This window comes from Arthrobacter sp. JUb119 (genome assembly GCF_024807995.1).
In the GTDB taxonomy this organism is placed as follows: Bacteria; Actinomycetota; Actinomycetes; order Actinomycetales; family Micrococcaceae; genus Glutamicibacter.
On record NZ_JANUFE010000006.1, the window covers coordinates 63,182 to 79,551 of the forward strand.

Below are 16,370 nucleotides of genomic sequence, written 5' to 3' on the forward strand. Positions count from 1 at the left end.
CGAACGCGCCAGGAAGAGCAGTGCGGAAACGCGTATTCTCGTGTGGAGTTCGAATCCCCCCACGGAACCTAGAATCAAATATGGTGGAGTGTTTGCAGTGAGCGGCCAAACCTGCGGCACCGGTACGCGTACCGGATACGGCGCCAACCTCGATCAAGGCGGAACGGGAGTTCGAATCTCCCCACGTTACTATATTTGGTTCACCAGCCTCTACCTTCCTCCGTGTTGAGCCCCTCATACATCGGCATTACCTTTACTTCTGAATCTCCAAATTCTCCAAAATTCTCTCGGTAAAAAGTTTTCATCCCATTGATCATGACATCGACATTAGGAACGCGTGCCGGATAGTACGGCTGAGGGAGAATGGCAGGTCGAAGTTCTTCCGGCCAAGCACCATCGAAGAAGCCTCTGTATAAGGGAATTACCTCGTGCCTTACAACAGCCAGATAAAAGTTCAATTCCTCCCAAACACTCAAGATCGGCGTATAAGTTGTGTCGAGGGTTAACAGTGGATCGAATTCACCGATCGCCTCGGGTACTACACCTTTCGTGAACGGGTACATCAATGGATCTAATACGTCGTCGTGGCTCATGAATCGCATGTTGGCAATTGCGACGCCGCGAAATGGTTTACTTGATCTGTCAGCCAACGCGAAGAATGAAGGGAATGCAGCCAAACCCACGGCTATTCTCAGTTCGCGATGCTTGTACTCATTTGCCAAGAAATTCAGCCGCCCCAACGGATGCCTCATAGGTTCACGGATTTGATACGGCTGAGTTCCTTCGAGTAAAAGCGACACTAGCTCATGATCGCATCCGGTGATTGAGATTGCCTTTTTCGGAGTTTTCAAGAGAATCGGGTAGCTCGTTCCAGCCCCCTTATCGACAGGGGTGCCTCCCGTGGCAATGACCACCGCACGGGCAAGATAGTCCAACGAACTCCTCAGATTCTGAACGAAATCACCGACCAGCATTGTTAGTTGAGCCGGTGGCTTGAGCGTGGATACTGTTTTGAGCTGCCATAACGTCATCCCATCATCCGGTCTATTTGAATTCAGGGTCGGATTCGCAAAAGCTACCAGCGAGGTCGGTAAATTGTCCGCGAACTCCTGAACCATGTCGGCGATGTCGTCAAGAAGCTTTTCGCACCACTGGATCTTGTGCACAATATCGTCAGGCAATTGAGTCATGATTTAGAGAATACTTTCGAATACACCTATTTCTCTCGATAGTTACATTCTTGTGGATTAAACTTGCAATATGTCCTCCCGTGATGTTCCGTTTGAAAAGGTTCTTGATTCGATCGAACGTGCCACGGGATGCCGACTCAGCGTCGAGGACACGGCCTCCTTCTTAGCCGATGAGGAATACTCAACCTACTCCTGGGCAGACATCAGTCTTCGCGATTTGATCACGATCATATGGAGTACCGAACAGCCAGCTTAAACACGGAATGCTCCCCACCTCGAAAAGGTGGGGAGCATTCTTCTTTTCTACTTCGGTGGATCTACGTTGGCTCGTGCCAGAGCGGCGGATATCAGACCCACCAAGCTGCCTACGATACCAACAACAACCACCAGCAACGACACGAAGTCATTGATCTGGTCTAGGTTTATGATGCCCATCGTGATCAGGGTGGTGAGCACTAGCGCGGCCAGAACGATCACGGCCGTGTAGAGCTTCTTGCGGGTGGCCGGGTCGCTGAGCCCCGTGCCTTGTGCTTCGTACTTTCCCATGAGGGGTGCCTCCTTAGTTGTTGTCGTTGAGCCATCGCTGGATGGCCTTGCCGGTTTCCTTCAACGGCTTGCCGTCCAGACGCCACTTGCGGGTGTCGTAGTAGACCTTGCCGCGGTGGCCCAGGTCATCGGCCAGCATGCGCTGGAACTCGACCCAGAACCAGTAACCGTCGTCGCCGTCCTTCTTGAGCGGGGTGCCCTTCTTGACACCACGGGCGGCGAACGGGGTCTTGAGGTAGTAGCCGTTGCGCTGCATCAGCGTCATGGTGTCAGTGATGGTCAGGCTCTCGAACTTGCCATCCCACTGCTTGTTGAGACCGTTTACGACGTTCTCCAGTAGGATCTGCAGGGCGCCGACCTCCCAGGACAGGAAGTTGCCGTTGATCTTCAGATCGGCGTAGTTGTCCGGGAAGTTCGTGGAACCGTTCGGAACGTTGGTTGGCGACTGGTCCTTGACCTTCGGACGTGACATGACAGGGACAGGCTTGCCGGTCAGCTTGCCGCCCAGCTCCCGCTCCCACAGCTCAATGGTGTCGTCCTTGTCGCGGCGCGCAGCGGACCAGGAGAACTCCACGTGCAGGTGGTCGGTGTGCGGGTTCACGCCGATGTAGTTATACCAGTCCTTGTTCTTGTACCCGCCGGAGAAGATCTTGCGGTTGAAGATGATGCACTGGATACCGAGCTCCTTGGAGTTCAGGCGCAGTTGCTCGGCGAACTCTTCGAAGATTTCGATCTTGTCGTACCACTTCAAACCGAAGTCCATTGCACGGCCCTCGCCATGCAGCGAAGTGGTGCTGTTGGATCCGCGCACTGGCCGGCAGTTGTAGATGCCGGAGTTACGGCCGCCCAACTCCTTGTACTTCGCCAGGAACCACGCCATCGCACCGAGTGCGCCCTGGGCTGGCCCCTTGGTGCAGGACGTCGCGCCGGTATAGCCGTTGTAGACCGCCATGCTTACTTGTCTCCTAGCGGCTTGATGCCCTTCGCCGGCGCCACATAATCCGGGTGGCCCGGGTCGGTGACTTCCTCCGGGTTCGGGTCCTCGTAGTTGTCCTGGTCGATGGCTTCCATCGGGTTACGGTCAGACATGATGCATTCCTTTCGGACATAGAAAAAGCCCAGACACGAATATGGTCTGGGCGGGAACTTCTTATCTTTCGTGAAGGAAGGACCAGTGAGTTAGCATCAGAAAATGAATGAAAATATCGCTTCGAACGAAGCTCATCTCCTGGAAATCGGCCGCATCTCGACAAATTTCAACACTCTGGAATCGCTTCTTGCCTTCCTTATTTGGGGCCTAATCGGGGTCGACCAACGGATTGGAACCCAGATCACGGCTACTCTTTCGTTCAATAGCCTTTTGGACTTATTCAGCAGGTTGACTCTCATTTACGCTGAAGACACCAATCAGCCGGATCTAGCGCAAGATCTGAAAACTCTAAAGTCGAAAATTACCCAATCTGCCACAGCTCGCAACGAGGTACTGCACTCAATGTGGATCGATACCGGGAGTAACGGAGCTGTTGATTTAATGAGAATAAAGTTCGGCAAAAAGAACTCGAACTTCCAGTCTTCGTCAACGGAACAATTGCGCATAATTGCCGCGGAAATAGGGCGTTCCACGGGCGCTCTCATGGGCCTAGCCGGGCGAATTCCCAAAATTGGCGTAGATGGACTCGAATATCCGGATATCCGAGCTACACCAAATAGCTAACATTGGAACTACTCAGCCGGTGGCTTCGCAGAATACTTGTTATGCAGGTCCCGAAGCATCGGCGTCCAGGCCTCAGTTTGCCTGGCGTGATCGGAGAAATCCTTGCGAAGCGCTTGGGTCTCACGTCGGACCGCCCTATCCTCCGCATGTAACAGGCCTATATCTTTACGGGTTTCATAGTGATCCTCGCGCAGTCCCCGCACATCTCTGCCTAGCTCCTTGAGTGCGGACATGGTTGCTTCATGCCTCTCGTCGCCTTCTTCGCGCAGGTTCGTATCGTGCGAGTTCTTAACTTGTTCGCGAGCTTCTTTCGCGTCTTTGCCGATCACTTTGAGCTTCGAACTCAGCGGGAACCAAGCAGCGATAAGAGCTGCGAGGATAATGCCGAGGGTAGTTATGGCTTGCACAATCACGGCTTCAGTGAGCCAGCCGGGCATCGCGCCCTCCTCAATGGTTACTTGGGATGTATCAGGTCCCTGAGCGGATGGCATAAAAAATGCGCCCTCCGCACAGGCGCTTCGATCTTGTTATTCGGCGACTGGTTGTTCCGTTTGCAGGTCTTCGGCCTGTCCGCCACCAGCAACGTACTTGGCGGTTAGTTCCCTGATCTGCTCCGGAATCTCCGCTAACGCCTTACGGCGTTCCTGCTCAGCTAGTACCTGGTTCAGGTGATCGGCGAGCTCTTCGTCGTTCAGTGCTGAAAAGTCCACTGGGTTACTCCTTACTGGTACGGGATTGTTCCCACTGCGGTTCCCGGCAGTGTTGATGGCCAGGGGTCAGCGGTGGTGAATGAACAGCCGAACTCCATCAGAGTTCCTGCTGGCATTGCTAGGATTCGCAACAGTGACGTGAACGGTGAAATGGGACGCACGATATTGCTCTCACGGGAGGTCGCGACCCCTGCGCGTTGTGATCCTTCATCTGGTCGGAAGCCAAGTGGAAGGTCCAAGATAGTCATATTCCCTGCCGTGGAGCTTGTCACCGCCTGCGCTGACACGTTCACGGTTCGCCCCGTCCTGCTGATGCGCAGGTTCGTCACCGTGATCCCGGCTGGCACCAGCGAAGATACGTCTCGCACGCCGGTATCCCCGTAGATCAGCTGCTCACGCCCGTTGATGTAGTCCCAGACGAGGACCGTGCGTCCGGCTGTTTCCCGGACTACGTACCGCTGCTCCTTGAAGACCACGGTGCTCACCATGAACTGGGTGACGCGTGCGTAACCCAGTGAAGTCAGGTGAATGTCCGTGGACGATGCAGCGTACTTCAGGCTCAGCGTGGACCCATCAGGGTTCGTGATCGCCATAGCCATGTCGATGAAGTACGAAGCACCACCAGGCAAGCTGGTTTCCAGCCAGTCGTTGTACTGCTTGCGTACCGCTTCTTCAGGTGCCGAACCATTGAAACGCGGGAAGATCGAACACAGGACAACGTTCGGCCCAGTGAATGCGCGAAGTTTCAACCACGAGTTGTAGAACCGTGTCTTCATATCCGCGAACGTTGCGGACGCACCAAATATATCGTTGGACCCCAAAGCGAAGTACGTGACGTCCGGGCGAGCCAATGCCTTCCACTGGTGGAACTTCCACGCAAGGTCATTGGCGAAGTTCGCCAACGTGTCTCCTGAGGCGGCCCAGAACATCGGCAATGCACCCTCGGCGCGGCATAGCTTCGCCAGCCAGGAATCATGCACCGGCAACGTTGCTGAGACACCCACACTGAGCGAGTCGCCTACAACGGCCTTCACTGGCGTTGCTTCGGGCACTTCAGCTTCGACCCACACCATCAGCGGCATCGTCTTCGACATGGTCGATGCAACGGACACGGAGTGCACCGCCACCGAGCCGTTGGTCAGAACGAACCCACCGCCCTGCGCCTCAACAACACTCTGGCCGGCGGCACCAGTGAACGCGTACGACAACAGGTAGGCCTTCGACTTGTCCAAGTGGAAGTCGAAGAACGGGGTGACTAGTTCTGAGCCTGTGGGCGGTGTGGAACCACTGAAGAACAAGTTCTTTTGGGTACCGTCGATCCAGTTGCCCGTGTATTGGCCGTTCGCATCAACCTCCGCCTCACCAATCGAAAGACCAGTGATATTCAGCGAGCCGGTTTGGGCTGAGCTGTCACGCAGGTTGTAGTTGCGCAGATGCGCACGCCAGCGTGGGATATCAACACCGAAGTTCACCGGGAGACGGCCGCCGAAGTCAGTTCGCGTCTGCGCTGCTGAACCACCGGTCAAAGTCAGGGATGTGCCGACACGCTTCGTCTTGACCCGGCGCACCCAGCCCGTAGCCTGAGCGGCATCAGTGGAGACCGTGCGATCCCAGATACTTGCATCGTCACCGTATTCCATCCACGTGACGATGCTCGTCGTAGACCCCACAGGGCTAACCAGCACATTGCCCGGATCAGCGCCAAGCGGGCGGCCAGTTATGGCATCGACCTGTGTCTGCGTTGGAACACGGTTGATCCCGGCGTTAGCCAGCCCAGTCCACGTCGAAACATCACCTGCCGGGACACTGGTCTTGAACTGCAACGCGTTTTCTGCGCCGAGCCCAGGATCGCCCTTGTCTCCCTTTGGGCCTTTGACGTTAGTAATCGTCACCCATGCCATGGGGTTACCTCCATTGTCTTACGTCGCCGGTCCCAGCGGGGTCCGTGTTGTCTGCTGGGTTCATGTGCAGCCACAGGTAGCGGCGTGTAGGTGGCGCGGTCAGCCCTACCCACCAAATCAGCGGATTCGCTCCGCCGGCACCGAGCTCGATCAGGTCGGAGAGAACACCACCAGAGGATGGCACTCGGATCTGGAACTCCAGATAAGAGATCAAGTTTCCGACGTTGTCGAGCCACTCGATGCGCACCATGTACCAGGCATCCGCGAGCATGCTCACAGTTGGTTCGAGGTTGGTGGAGAACGTCCCATCGGCACTGGGTGTGACAGTCTGCGTGCTATCCGGCCTGAGCCCACCGCCCGAAGCGGTGACGTTCCCGGCGTTGAGGGTGAACTTCACGACCCCGTTGCGGTTGCCCATGGCAGCCCCGCCAATATCCTTCAAGTTCCCAGTGACTACGGCCATGCCGCCTCCTTAACTAGAAAACCCACCGGTTAAGCGGTGGGTTGAGAGAGCTGGTTGATTGCCTCGGCACGAGAGCGCTTGATGCGTTCTCCGGCGAGCTGTGTGCTGAGGTCGGCCAGCATGAGATTCGCGATCTGCAGTTCGTTACGCAGATTGTCGATCACTGCTTGCTGGTCCTCTGTTACGGGGTTTTGACCGCCCTGGTCTGCCATTCTTCGGCTCCTTAGAATATTGTGTGGAATATGCGCCCAAAATTTATTGCCCTGCTCACTGTCGCCGGGCTTGCCTTGACCGGCTGCTCTTCAGCGGAAACACCGGCTACTTCGCCCGAACCAATTTCCGTCCATCCGACAGCAACAGAACAGCCGACAGCAGCACCGGCGAGCGCCGGAACCGAAGAAGCTTTCATTGAGTCTGTAGAAGCACAGATTGCAGGCAAGGAAGAAGCGCTCGAAGCTGAACTGCCGGCCGAGAAGATGACTGAGGAATATTGGGTTGAGCGCGGCGAGGTTTACTGCGAGCAGCAGGCTGAGGGGGAACTGGATCGACCAACATTCAAGAACGCAACTGAGGGGCAATTGGAGATTGTCCTTATGGGAGCGTCCATTTCTACTCTTTGCCCCGCGCAGTAACTATTGCACTCGGTAGAAGATGCCGTTTGAATCAACGTGGACGTTGGCTGCGGCTACCGTTGTATTCGGTAGTGCCGCAATTCTGAGTCGGTTATTTGCTACCTCGCTTGCAGTGCCCACAAAGAGCTGGGGAACCCGGGCAACGCCTGTAGCTTCGAATTGTCCCCGCGCCCAGATTTTCGTGGCCGTCAAGTCGATCCCTCCGGTTCGGGCCGTCACGGTGGACCCGCCTCCTGTTAGTTGGGCTTGTCCGCCGAGGCTCTCCACTATGGCGTCGTTTCCTGCTGTTCCTGTGAATCTCATGCCAAACAGGCCTGCGGTAATTCCACCGGCGCCAAAGCCTATGCTTCCCCCATCGCTGGATGGGTCAATCACTACCTGCCCGGCGGTGATCTTACCGGTGTTGAGTACGTTGATGTCGTTGCTGACGTTCAACGTACCGTCGGCGAGGATCTCCAAAGTCCCAAAGTTCGCCGACCCATCAGGACGCAACTCGAATAGACCGGCCTGCATGGTGCCGTCCGACGCGATACCCAGGGCACCGAACTTCGCGGAACCGTCCGGGTAGATGATCGACTCGCCAGCCTTGAACTGTCCACCGGCAATGATCTCGAAGTTGCCGGCCACATCAGTCGGCCCAGTCAGGTGATTCACCCCGGAGAAGTTATTCGTACCGCTGAGGTTAGTCACACCGGAACCGTTCAAGGTTCCTGTTACATCCAGCACTCCACCGACGTTCACGGTGCCCGTGAAGTTGCCTGTACCGATCAGGTTGAGGATGCCCTCGATGTCCACACGGGACCCAGACAACCAGCGGGTAGACCCACGCTCCACCGCAGCCGAAGACAACGGTGTCTGTGTGCCGTAGGTTTTTACCTGGCGATTCCGCTTGGTGACGTTTTGGCTTCGCAGGTTCGTGCGTTTCACCATTCGTGCACCGCCTTACTGCATCTCGATGTGCACGAAGTCCGATTCCAAGTCACCTGAGAACTCGATGATCGTCGATTCACGCCACCCAGTGGTGATTGCCGGATCTCCGGACACGTACCAGCGCAGTGTTGTGCCTGGTTGCAAGTCCCAGAAGGTCTTGATTGCTGGTGAAGACATGTCGATATCGCAGGAGTACTGCGTGACCAGGCTGCCCCGGGTAGACAGCTCGCCCTGGGCGAACTCGGATAACTGCGTGCCGTCCTTGATGTTCTTCGACTGCTCTGCCCGTTCCAACGCGAAAGCACCGGAGCTGCCGGCAGAACGAACTTTCATATCCACGCCGGAGCCCTCGCCAATCGCGATGACCTGGGTGGCTCGTTCCTGTCCGGAACGCTTGCGCTTCAACCGCTGGCCAGGGGACTGATCTGCCGAGAAATTGACCTCGATCATGTTCCCATCCGGGTTCATGAACCCCGTTCGGAGGATGAACTCCACACCGTCACGTGCAGCGTTCCATCGTGGACGGAAGTCAACGTCCGGACCGTTCTCCAGATTCATGATCTCTTCGATCGCGTCCAGCGCGGAGTCTGCGTTGTACCCGTTGTAAGTTCGTGACCGGCCACCGGCGTAGTCAGCTTCATAGACCATCGGCACATCGCGGCCAGCCCCGGTGGTAGCCAGCTGCACCACCCGCTTGATGATCGTGTCGTACACCAACCCGGAGTAGGTTTGCTTCCACGACGGCATGGACGAGGTCCGGTCTTGCGCAATCAACCGCAGTTCCATGAGCATCCACATCAGATCTTCGTGATCGATCTTCAAGGTCTGGGTGTCGTGGTCGTAGTCGTCATCGGTGATCAGTCCGCAGTACATGATCACACCGTCGTAATCGACGATCAGCGCCCGGGACTCGGGTTCCAGCTTCCCGACCGTGGCGGCAATGTCCGGGTCTGAGAGCACGAAGTCCGATGAATACCCGGATCCTTCGCCCAGTTTCCTGCCCCACGGTGTGGTCTTGGGCTTTACCTCGACCACGTCTTTCCATGTACTCGTGGACACGGTGAATACCCTGTAGGTCACTACGCCCCCTAAATGAAAGTGTCGCTGTATTTAGCCGTGAACAGGCCCGCCGTGATGGTCATGTTCTGAGGCAGCCCAGGATTGATCGGCGAGAAGTTCGCGCTGGCCAATCCCGCCCCAGCAACGGCACCATTCACCCGGAAAATTCCAGTCCTGAAATCAATCGTGTGAGGCGAACCCGAGGAGAGGGCTTGCGTCACCACGACAGACCGACCATTCAATGACAGCGTGTAACCGCTGGCCGACGTGCCCGTCACCGTGACCACCGGCCACGCAGGAACCGTGCCCCGGTGGTACAGAGACGCCGGAGAGCTCGAAGAACCCGCCACCGTGTACGACTCTCCGTACTTGAACGGGTCGATCGCCTCCAACGGGATCTGGAAGTTCAGATACGAGTCGGTCTCGAAACTCGTCTTCACCGAATCGCGAGGATCGACTATTGCCCACTGCGTTGGCCCATGGCCCTGCACCAGGAACTTCGTGTTGCCACGGTGTCCCAACGCGGTGAGGATCCCCGCCGCCTGGTGCAAGTAGTCGTGGTTCTTCGAGATGATCCGGCCTTCGTAGGTGATCAGGCGATTTCCGTACTCGATCGGAGTGCGGAAGCTGCCGTCGCCGTTCGTCCGGTCGGCACGCTGCCGGCGGGGTGGCGGGCTGTCCCACCACCCCTCGATCGATCCCAGGCGCTTCCACACCCCATCGCGAGTGATCCCAGTCAACGGATAACCGTCGAGTGTGACTAGGTCGTTAGCCAATGCGCATCCCCACCTTCGCCAGCTTGTGGCTGATCGCGTCAGTTACTTCACGAGCAACCCGAGTGGCATCTGTCGCCCCTGTGATCTGGACGCTGATCGAAGGCAGGCTCGATCCGGACGAGATGACCGGAGCCGCGGTGGACTGCATGACCGATGTCGTAGGGATACCCACAGGAGTGCCTCCAATCTCGCCGCCCGTAGCGTGGCCAGGGATGGACCCAGCATTCAGCGCAGCACGGAACTGGTAGACGCTGTCGTGCCCACCCATGAGCTGAACTTCCTTGGCGGTGAGCATATGCTCGCCGTTGGAAGCCATGATCGGCACATCATCCGAAGTCCCGGATCCAGGGCCGAAGATCGCACCGCCGGTAGCCTTCGTCTGGCCACCACCGCCACCACGACCGGTGGAAACATGCGTCTCCGAGTAGATGGATTTCTCATGCGTGGTGATCCAGACGTTAGCCGTCTTCCCATCCACAGCATCAACCGCGGCCTTGGTTTCCTCAGCGGTCTTCTTCGCCGCCTCGGACATCCAAGACTCGACCTTGACATCATCGGGGATGCCCATGATCTCGCGCGCCATCGCGTCGGCCTTGTCGCCAGTGATATCGAACTGGCCGGCAGCTACGATCAACGACTCATAAGTCGAAGACATTGCCGCCTGCAGTTCTTCCTCGGTGGCGCCGCCGGCGGCGAGCGCCCGGACGTATCCTTCGCCACTTTCGGCTAGGGCATCGAGGGCGGCTTGGTTGGCGCGTCCTTTCTCGGTGTGCGCGTCCAGTGACTTGCCGTTGGTCTCGATGGAGGCGCCGATTTCGTCGATCGCTGCCTGGTACTCTCGGAAGGCTGCGCGTTCGTCGCGGGTGATGACGCCTGCTTGGAAGAGGATGTCGAGGAATTCTTCCATGTCCTCAACTACGCCTTCGGCTGAGACTCCGACTTCTTCTAGTGCGCCGGTGAGTTCCGCGCTGCCGTCTGCGGCTCCCTGGGTCTCGGCTGAGGCCCGGTTGAGTGCATCCGAGTATGCAGGGAAGAGATAGGCTGCTTGCTCTGCGGAGACGCCGGCATCTTTCAAGCGGTCCTGGACTTGGCCGAATACTTCGGCCGCGTCTTCGGCGTTGCCCGATGAGACGAGACTGGCCAGCTCTGCGTCAATTCCTCCGAAGGTTTCTTCGGCGATCTGCTTGCCGCCACGGATGCCGGTCAGCGAGTTGACGACGTCCTGGCCCCAGCGGTTGAATTTCTGGCCGGGGTCGTCGGCGAACAGGTAGTCGATGGCCGAGTTGATGCCGTCGATTTCGCCGGTGATGCCTTCGCCGTTGCGGTTCTTGAATACGCTGTCCAGTGCTACGCGTGCACCGGGCGCTTCGTTGACGATGCGCTGGATGCTGTCTGCGACGTGTCCGGTGCCTTCAATCAGGTCGCCGGTGTAGGAGAGCTCCGCGAGCTTCGCGATGCCGACACCTGCGGCCATTATGGTTCCGGCCGCGCCTGCAGCCCGCGCTGCGCCGCGCATCCCTCTGGATACGCCATCGAGCGCCCGGCCTGCACGTGTGCCGTCCGGAGCCAGATCCCGCAGTGCTGCACGGGTGTCGCGTATCCGAGGGATGAACGTGATCAGGGCTCCACCGGCGAGCGCTGCGCCGCCGGCGATTCCGGTGAGGATGCCGCCTGCTGCGAGTACTGGTTGGGGGAGGTTGCCGATGATGTCGATGAAGCCTTCGGCTGTTTGGACGAGGCCTCGGAGTGCGTCGTTGGCTGCGGAGCCGGATTGGAGGAAGACGGTGTCGAGGGATCCGCCGAGTTTTTCGAGGTCGCCTGCGAGGTTGTTTTGCATGGCGGCTGCGGTTTCTGCGGCGTAGCCTGCGTCGTTGACTGCGTCTTCCCAGTTCTGGATGCCTTCGGCGCCTTGTTCGTAGAGGATGTTGGCTGCGCGGACTGCGTCGGATCCGAAGATCGTTTTCAGGGTGGCGTTGCGTTGTTCGTCGGACATGTCCTTGAGGGCGTTTTGGAGGATGCCTGCGTATTCGGACATGCCTACGAAGGTGCCTTGGGCGTCGTAGGCGCTGATGCCGAGTTCGTCCATGAGGTCTGCGGCCTGCTTGGAGTTCGGTGTCAGGGACTGCAGCATGGTTTTGAAGCTGGTGCCCGAGTCGGAGCCGGTGAGGCCGGCTGAGGCGAAGGCGGTGAGCGCTCCGGTGGTTTCCTCGATGGTGAGGCCCACGGAGTTGGCTACGAGTCCGGATTGGTTCAGAGCCATGCCGAGGTCTTCGACGCCGCCCTGGGCCTTGCCGGCGCCTGCTGCGAGCAGGTCGGCGATGTGGGGTACTTCTTCGCCTGCGAGGTTGAACTGGGTCATCGCTGAGGCGGCGATTTCGGCGGCTTTGGCCACTTCGATGTTGTCGGTTGCTGCCAGGGATAGTGCACCGGTCAGCCCGCCGTTGATGATGGCTTGGGTATCCACGCCTGCCTTGGCGAGTTCCTTGATGCCGCCGGCTGCTTCGGATGCGCTGAAGGCGGTGTCTGCGCCTGCGCCCACGGCTGCTTCGCGGAGCAGGTTCATGTTGCCGGCGGTCTCGTGCGTGGCTGCCTGGACTTCGGACATGGACTTGTCGAAGTCGGCGTAAGTGGTGAGCATCTTGCCGAAGGCGAGAGTGAGCGCGCCACCGGCGATCGTGACGGCAGGCGCGAGGGTCTGGTAGGCCTCGGCCTGCTTGTCCACGGCCGCTTTGGTGGCGGCAGCTGCATCCTGCGCTTCGACGTTGGCCAGGTACACGGCATCGGAGAACGCATCGACGCCGTGCGCCGCGGCCTGGGATGAAGAAACGATCTTCCCATTGGCGTTAACCAGCTGGCCGTTGGCGTTGTAGAGCAGGCCTGCGGCCTTGGCTGCCTTCTGGTCAGCGTCGGCAACGAGCTTGATCTTCTTCGCCGCTTCTTCGGAGAAGCGCGAGTTCTCCTGGATCGCCTTGTTGGCGTTCTGGGTGGACTGGGTCAGTTCTTCGGTGGACTTCTTCGCGTCCTTGAACCCGTTGATGAAGTTCGACACCACGGCTTCAAGCCTGGCGACTACTCGGCGTTCGGCCATGTGCCCTCCTTCGGGTTATCCCGGCAGGTCGCGGATTGGCTTTTCCGCTGGCCTGTCGTAGCTGGTGTAGACCCGTTCGCCGGGGTCGGGCTTGTACTGCTCTTTGCCGATTCCCTGGGTGGAACGCTCACGGGCCGCGCAGGACTGGCAGACCTTCTTGTGTGCCGTGTACCAGCCGTCGTTGTCCGGGTGGTGGGCCAGCTCGGTGGGCTGGCCACAGGAGCACAGGCCGTCCTCGTAGATGGTGAGGACCAAGGACAGGAGGTAGTCCTTGTCCGTCCAGTCGCCGCGCTGGCTGGTGAACCAGTGCATGGGCGGCTTCTGGACGGCGCGGGCTGTGCGCAGGACGTTGACTACTGGCCGGAGTCTTGGCTGGTACCAGAGGCATCGGGCAAAAAATCTGCGTCCGGGGCTGGCGCTTCGGACTGCACCTGCTGGCGCTTGGTAAGGAGCTTGGAGAGCTGGGCCGCTCCGAGCTTCGCTTCCAGGGTGGCGATCAGCGGGATCGTCATTTTGATGTCGCGCTTCTCCAATGTCGGGGACTCGAACGCGACGATGGACTCAGCCAGCAGCGCACGGTTCAGCGCGACGCGCTGGGCCATCTGGTCCTCCCGGGATGCATCATCGGCGAGCGGGTGCTGATCGACCAGTTCCTTGATCTTGGACTGGGGGAGTGCGCGCAGGTAGAAGGTGACCTCGGATCGGGCGAAGGCCTTCATCAGCTCTTCGCGTTCCTTCTTTAGTTTCCTCATCAGCGGGGATCCGCCGCTGACTTCTTCGTAGTGGATGGCCTCGGTCTCGACGCGGATCTGGCGGGCCAGGTGATTGATCTTCGCGACCAGGTCGCCGCGCTTGAACACGGTCTCCGAATCCTCGGGCAGGCGTGCATCATCCATCCACGCTTCGAAATCGAATTCAGCAGGGTTCAGTTCAGTCATGGTGGGCTCCATTTCAGGTTTGCGGGCTCTTATGGGTATGGGAAAGCCCGGTGACGCCGGAGCCCATCCGCGTCACCGGGCTAGATTGAGGAACTGGTCGGGCTAAGCGCCGGCCGGTACCAGTACTTCGCTGACCATGTTTTGTGGCAGGAACTCCACACGGCGCTTGATGTTGCCATCGTTGCCCGGGCGGGTTGGCGAATCGGTCTTCACTTCGCCACCGAGGAAGATTTCATCTCCCGCAGCCCACGGCTCTGTGGAGTCCTTATCGGTCTCGCGCAGATAGATCCACACGGTGGTGTCCTTGACCTTCACTGCCTGGTAAGCAGCGTCCAGACCTTCAATGTCTGCACCGGTGCCGGTGGTCAGCCATTCGCGGATGAAGGTCAGCGCGGTCTCGTAGTTCGAAGCGCCCAATGCCTGGGAGTTGCCCTTCTGGCACGAGGTCTTCTCGTTGAAACGATCCGATGCGGTAGGCGACCACGTCACGTCAGAATCCAAGATCATGCAAGATGGATCGATCATGGCATTCAGCTCGGTTGCGGTCGGGATCGGGCTTGCAGGCTTAGTGAGCGAAAGAGCCCACTTCTTCTTGCCGTCAGAAGAAAACTTCACTTGGCATCCCCCTCAGCATTGCTTGCCGGCTTGACTTTCTCCTTGGCGCCGGTGTCGCGGATGGATGGCACTTCGACGAAGCCGAGTGCCGGATTGGTCAGGTAGTGCTCCGGAACTAGCCGGATGCCCCCGCCCCCTTTGGGTCGGGCTTCCACAAAGCCAGGCTTAGCCATGGTGTTGTGTCCTTTCGGTCAGACCCGAGAACCCATGAACGGGTATTCGTCCACGAGATACACGGGGTTAGTGGTTTCCACGGAGACCCGGTTATCCGGTTCAGCCGTGAGTACTTCGACTTGGCGAAGACGAGAGAACCGCCAGCCGGCTACCACCGGACGCTGACGGTTCAAGGACGTGCGTGAAGTGCGGGCCAACGCGTTCAGCCCCTCCAGCGACAAGGCCACGACCGTGCAACGCAACGTGAACGCCGTCTGGTCCGGAATGTCGTCGCTGGAACGGTCGCCGCGTTCACCCGAGGTTTCCTCGCCCCACCCTCCGTTCAGCACCACGTACGGGAAGTCGGAGAGCTTCGGAGGACTGGACAACTTCGCTTCGTGGATATGCACCCGCGTGCCAGCAGGGAACATCGCCTCGATGCCGCGGAACACTTCAAGACTCATATCAGCCCCTCCAAGACATCCAGCAGGTACTTCTCGAAGTTCGGAGCTTCATCGGCGAGCGCTTCGGCTGGGTCGCGGACTGTGCCGCCACCGCCGTTGGCGCCGCCGAAGTAGGCGATGCCGGCGAGTCCGGCAGCTGCGTGCCGGGATTTGTTGGGCCCGATCTCTGCGGCGATATTGGTTTGCCCGAATGCGCCGGAGCTGACTTCTTCGAAGTCGACAGAACGTGCTGCGACTTTGAAGTAGCTAGACGTTCGAAGGTCCTGCTGCATCGCGGTCTTGACGTTGAGAGCGCCTTTCTTGACGACCCCTCGTACCTTAGGGACTAGTCCGTCTGGAACAAGTCCAAGTTCTTGGGAAAGCATGCGCAGTTCCGAGTCATCGAGGCTCACGAGGACACCGCCCTCCATCGTTCCGCTGTGCGGTGGGTACCGTCAGCAAGTTCGACCAGTTCGGCCTTAGTGCCCGGACGTGGCAGATCAAATCGGGAAGAAGTGATTTCTACCAGGTCGCCCTTTTCAGCTCCGGAGAGAATGGGCAACTTGGCCAGCATGTTGGTGATCTGGAAGTTAGCGCCTGCCAGCAGGAGATCGGTTGGCTGTGCGGTCTCCACTTTCAGAGCGCATCGGCCGGTGTAGATGGTGTCGTAAGTGGCCACCTCGTGCCCCAGCGCGGGGTCGTAGGTTGTTCCGTTTGGACGCTTCACGATGCACTCGGAGGTCATCGCGAAGAGCGCGTCTCGCCGTCCCTCGGCGATCATCTGGGAGTCGAACAGATCCATTGCCTACCCCCAGAGCGAGACGCTGTAGGCGCCGGCCGGGAGTATCGCTGGCTTTGGTGTCACCAGAGCCAGTTCGTGTTCGTTGACATACAGCTCGCCGGTCGATACCGAATTATCGAACGTCTGTGAACGGGACCAATCGTCATAGGACTTTGCGAGCTGGCGTACCGAGTCCGGGTTCTTCAGCACTCGAATGATCATCGAGATCATGGCCGATGCCACCGACTCCAAGGAGACCGTGCCGTCAGCCAAGTGCTGCTCCAGATCCGGGCGTGGCACGAGCAACCTGATCCATGCCTGGTTGGATAGGCCTGGAACAATGACAGATTCCGCTTCGGAAAGAGGCCGCCATACTCCGGCGATGTCCTCAGGAGTTACGCTAACGGGCATGACGGCCCCTTTCTTCTGCG

General features: G+C 58.6%; 23 protein-coding genes. 2 read left to right on the plus strand and 21 right to left on the minus strand.

Features of this window, described 5'->3' with window-relative positions; all coding sequences use genetic code 11:
- Nucleotides 1–200 precede the first annotated feature (200 nt).
- From M2368_RS15175 to M2368_RS15190, 4 genes are all read right to left on the minus strand, one after another.
- On the minus strand, nucleotides 201–1,190 hold the full coding sequence (locus M2368_RS15175) for a hypothetical protein (protein WP_498724634.1): 990 nt from the start codon (nucleotides 1,188–1,190) through the stop codon (nucleotides 201–203).
- A 303-nt stretch (nucleotides 1,191–1,493) separates the two neighbouring features.
- Entirely contained in the window at nucleotides 1,494–1,736 is a 243-nt protein-coding gene (locus M2368_RS15180) for a hypothetical protein (RefSeq protein ID WP_498724635.1), read from the minus strand.
- A gap of 13 nt (nucleotides 1,737–1,749) precedes the next feature.
- Nucleotides 1,750–2,688, minus strand: coding sequence for a VldE C-terminal domain-containing protein (locus M2368_RS15185; RefSeq protein WP_498724636.1), 939 nt, complete (start codon nucleotides 2,686–2,688; stop codon nucleotides 1,750–1,752).
- Nucleotides 2,689–2,690: 2 nt separating this feature from the next.
- Complete coding sequence (locus tag M2368_RS15190) at nucleotides 2,691–2,825, minus strand: hypothetical protein (protein ID WP_498724637.1); 135 nt, start codon at nucleotides 2,823–2,825, stop codon at nucleotides 2,691–2,693.
- A 103-nt stretch (nucleotides 2,826–2,928) separates the two neighbouring features.
- Here M2368_RS15190 and M2368_RS15195 point away from each other — a divergent pair, with 103 nt between their 5' ends.
- On the plus strand, nucleotides 2,929–3,450 hold the full coding sequence (locus tag M2368_RS15195) for a hypothetical protein (protein ID WP_498724638.1): 522 nt from the start codon (nucleotides 2,929–2,931) through the stop codon (nucleotides 3,448–3,450).
- A gap of 8 nt (nucleotides 3,451–3,458) precedes the next feature.
- On the opposite strand, the gene M2368_RS15200 is transcribed toward M2368_RS15195, so the two are convergent.
- The 5 genes from M2368_RS15200 to M2368_RS15220 all read right to left on the minus strand — a co-directional run bounded on the left by M2368_RS15200 (nucleotide 3,459) and on the right by M2368_RS15220 (nucleotide 6,736).
- Nucleotides 3,459–3,887 carry a DUF2746 domain-containing protein gene (locus M2368_RS15200; protein ID WP_498724639.1) on the minus strand — a complete coding sequence of 143 codons (429 nt, stop codon included), beginning with the start codon at nucleotides 3,885–3,887 and terminating at the stop codon, nucleotides 3,459–3,461.
- Between the two features lie 90 nt (nucleotides 3,888–3,977).
- Nucleotides 3,978–4,160 carry a hypothetical protein gene (locus M2368_RS15205; protein WP_498724640.1) on the minus strand — a complete coding sequence of 61 codons (183 nt, stop codon included), beginning with the start codon at nucleotides 4,158–4,160 and terminating at the stop codon, nucleotides 3,978–3,980.
- 11 nt (nucleotides 4,161–4,171) lie between these two features.
- The gene (locus M2368_RS15210) at nucleotides 4,172–6,061 is read right to left on the minus strand and encodes an SGNH/GDSL hydrolase family protein (protein ID WP_498724641.1); all 1,890 of its coding nucleotides are present in this window, start codon (nucleotides 6,059–6,061) and stop codon (nucleotides 4,172–4,174) included.
- Between the two features lie 4 nt (nucleotides 6,062–6,065).
- Nucleotides 6,066–6,524: a hypothetical protein gene (locus M2368_RS15215; RefSeq protein ID WP_498724642.1), complete on the minus strand. Its 459-nt coding sequence runs from the start codon at nucleotides 6,522–6,524 to the stop codon at nucleotides 6,066–6,068.
- Nucleotides 6,525–6,553: 29 nt separating this feature from the next.
- Nucleotides 6,554–6,736 carry a hypothetical protein gene (locus M2368_RS15220; protein ID WP_498724643.1) on the minus strand — a complete coding sequence of 61 codons (183 nt, stop codon included), beginning with the start codon at nucleotides 6,734–6,736 and terminating at the stop codon, nucleotides 6,554–6,556.
- Nucleotides 6,737–6,757: 21 nt separating this feature from the next.
- On the opposite strand from M2368_RS15220, the gene M2368_RS15225 reads away from it, so the two are divergent.
- On the plus strand, nucleotides 6,758–7,156 hold the full coding sequence (locus M2368_RS15225) for a hypothetical protein (RefSeq protein ID WP_498724644.1): 399 nt from the start codon (nucleotides 6,758–6,760) through the stop codon (nucleotides 7,154–7,156).
- On the opposite strand, the gene M2368_RS15230 is transcribed toward M2368_RS15225, so the two are convergent.
- The 12 genes from M2368_RS15230 to M2368_RS15285 form a co-directional block, all read right to left on the minus strand.
- Nucleotides 7,157–8,086 carry a hypothetical protein gene (locus tag M2368_RS15230; RefSeq protein ID WP_498724645.1) on the minus strand — a complete coding sequence of 310 codons (930 nt, stop codon included), beginning with the start codon at nucleotides 8,084–8,086 and terminating at the stop codon, nucleotides 7,157–7,159.
- A 12-nt stretch (nucleotides 8,087–8,098) separates the two neighbouring features.
- Nucleotides 8,099–9,166, minus strand: coding sequence for a hypothetical protein (locus M2368_RS15235; protein ID WP_498724646.1), 1,068 nt, complete (start codon nucleotides 9,164–9,166; stop codon nucleotides 8,099–8,101).
- Between the two features lie 8 nt (nucleotides 9,167–9,174).
- Nucleotides 9,175–9,921 (minus strand): phage distal tail protein, encoded by a 747-nt coding sequence (locus tag M2368_RS15240; protein ID WP_498724647.1) that lies wholly within the window; start codon nucleotides 9,919–9,921, stop codon nucleotides 9,175–9,177.
- On the minus strand, nucleotides 9,914–13,009 hold the full coding sequence (locus tag M2368_RS15245) for a phage tail tape measure protein (RefSeq protein ID WP_498724648.1): 3,096 nt from the start codon (nucleotides 13,007–13,009) through the stop codon (nucleotides 9,914–9,916). Before M2368_RS15245 ends, M2368_RS15240 begins: the two co-directional genes overlap by 8 nt.
- Nucleotides 13,010–13,024: 15 nt before the next feature.
- Nucleotides 13,025–13,321: a hypothetical protein gene (locus tag M2368_RS15250; protein WP_498724649.1), complete on the minus strand. Its 297-nt coding sequence runs from the start codon at nucleotides 13,319–13,321 to the stop codon at nucleotides 13,025–13,027.
- Nucleotides 13,322–13,362: 41 nt separating this feature from the next.
- The gene (locus tag M2368_RS15255) at nucleotides 13,363–13,947 is read right to left on the minus strand and encodes a hypothetical protein (protein WP_498724650.1); all 585 of its coding nucleotides are present in this window, start codon (nucleotides 13,945–13,947) and stop codon (nucleotides 13,363–13,365) included.
- 102 nt (nucleotides 13,948–14,049) lie between these two features.
- Nucleotides 14,050–14,562, minus strand: coding sequence for a phage tail tube protein (locus M2368_RS15260; RefSeq protein ID WP_483561401.1), 513 nt, complete (start codon nucleotides 14,560–14,562; stop codon nucleotides 14,050–14,052).
- Nucleotides 14,559–14,735, minus strand: a complete 177-nt coding sequence (locus M2368_RS15265; RefSeq protein WP_483561400.1) for a hypothetical protein — start codon at nucleotides 14,733–14,735, stop codon at nucleotides 14,559–14,561. Before M2368_RS15265 ends, M2368_RS15260 begins: the two co-directional genes overlap by 4 nt.
- A gap of 18 nt (nucleotides 14,736–14,753) precedes the next feature.
- Nucleotides 14,754–15,179: a hypothetical protein gene (locus M2368_RS15270; RefSeq protein ID WP_483561399.1), complete on the minus strand. Its 426-nt coding sequence runs from the start codon at nucleotides 15,177–15,179 to the stop codon at nucleotides 14,754–14,756.
- Complete coding sequence (locus tag M2368_RS15275) at nucleotides 15,176–15,571, minus strand: hypothetical protein (protein ID WP_498724651.1); 396 nt, start codon at nucleotides 15,569–15,571, stop codon at nucleotides 15,176–15,178. The genes M2368_RS15270 and M2368_RS15275 overlap by 4 nt, the downstream gene beginning before the upstream one ends.
- Nucleotides 15,568–15,960 (minus strand): DUF6093 family protein, encoded by a 393-nt coding sequence (locus tag M2368_RS15280; protein WP_483561397.1) that lies wholly within the window; start codon nucleotides 15,958–15,960, stop codon nucleotides 15,568–15,570. The genes M2368_RS15275 and M2368_RS15280 overlap by 4 nt, the downstream gene beginning before the upstream one ends.
- Nucleotides 15,961–15,963: 3 nt before the next feature.
- Nucleotides 15,964–16,350, minus strand: a complete 387-nt coding sequence (locus M2368_RS15285; protein ID WP_434690851.1) for a hypothetical protein — start codon at nucleotides 16,348–16,350, stop codon at nucleotides 15,964–15,966.
- Nucleotides 16,351–16,370: the final 20 nt, after the last annotated feature.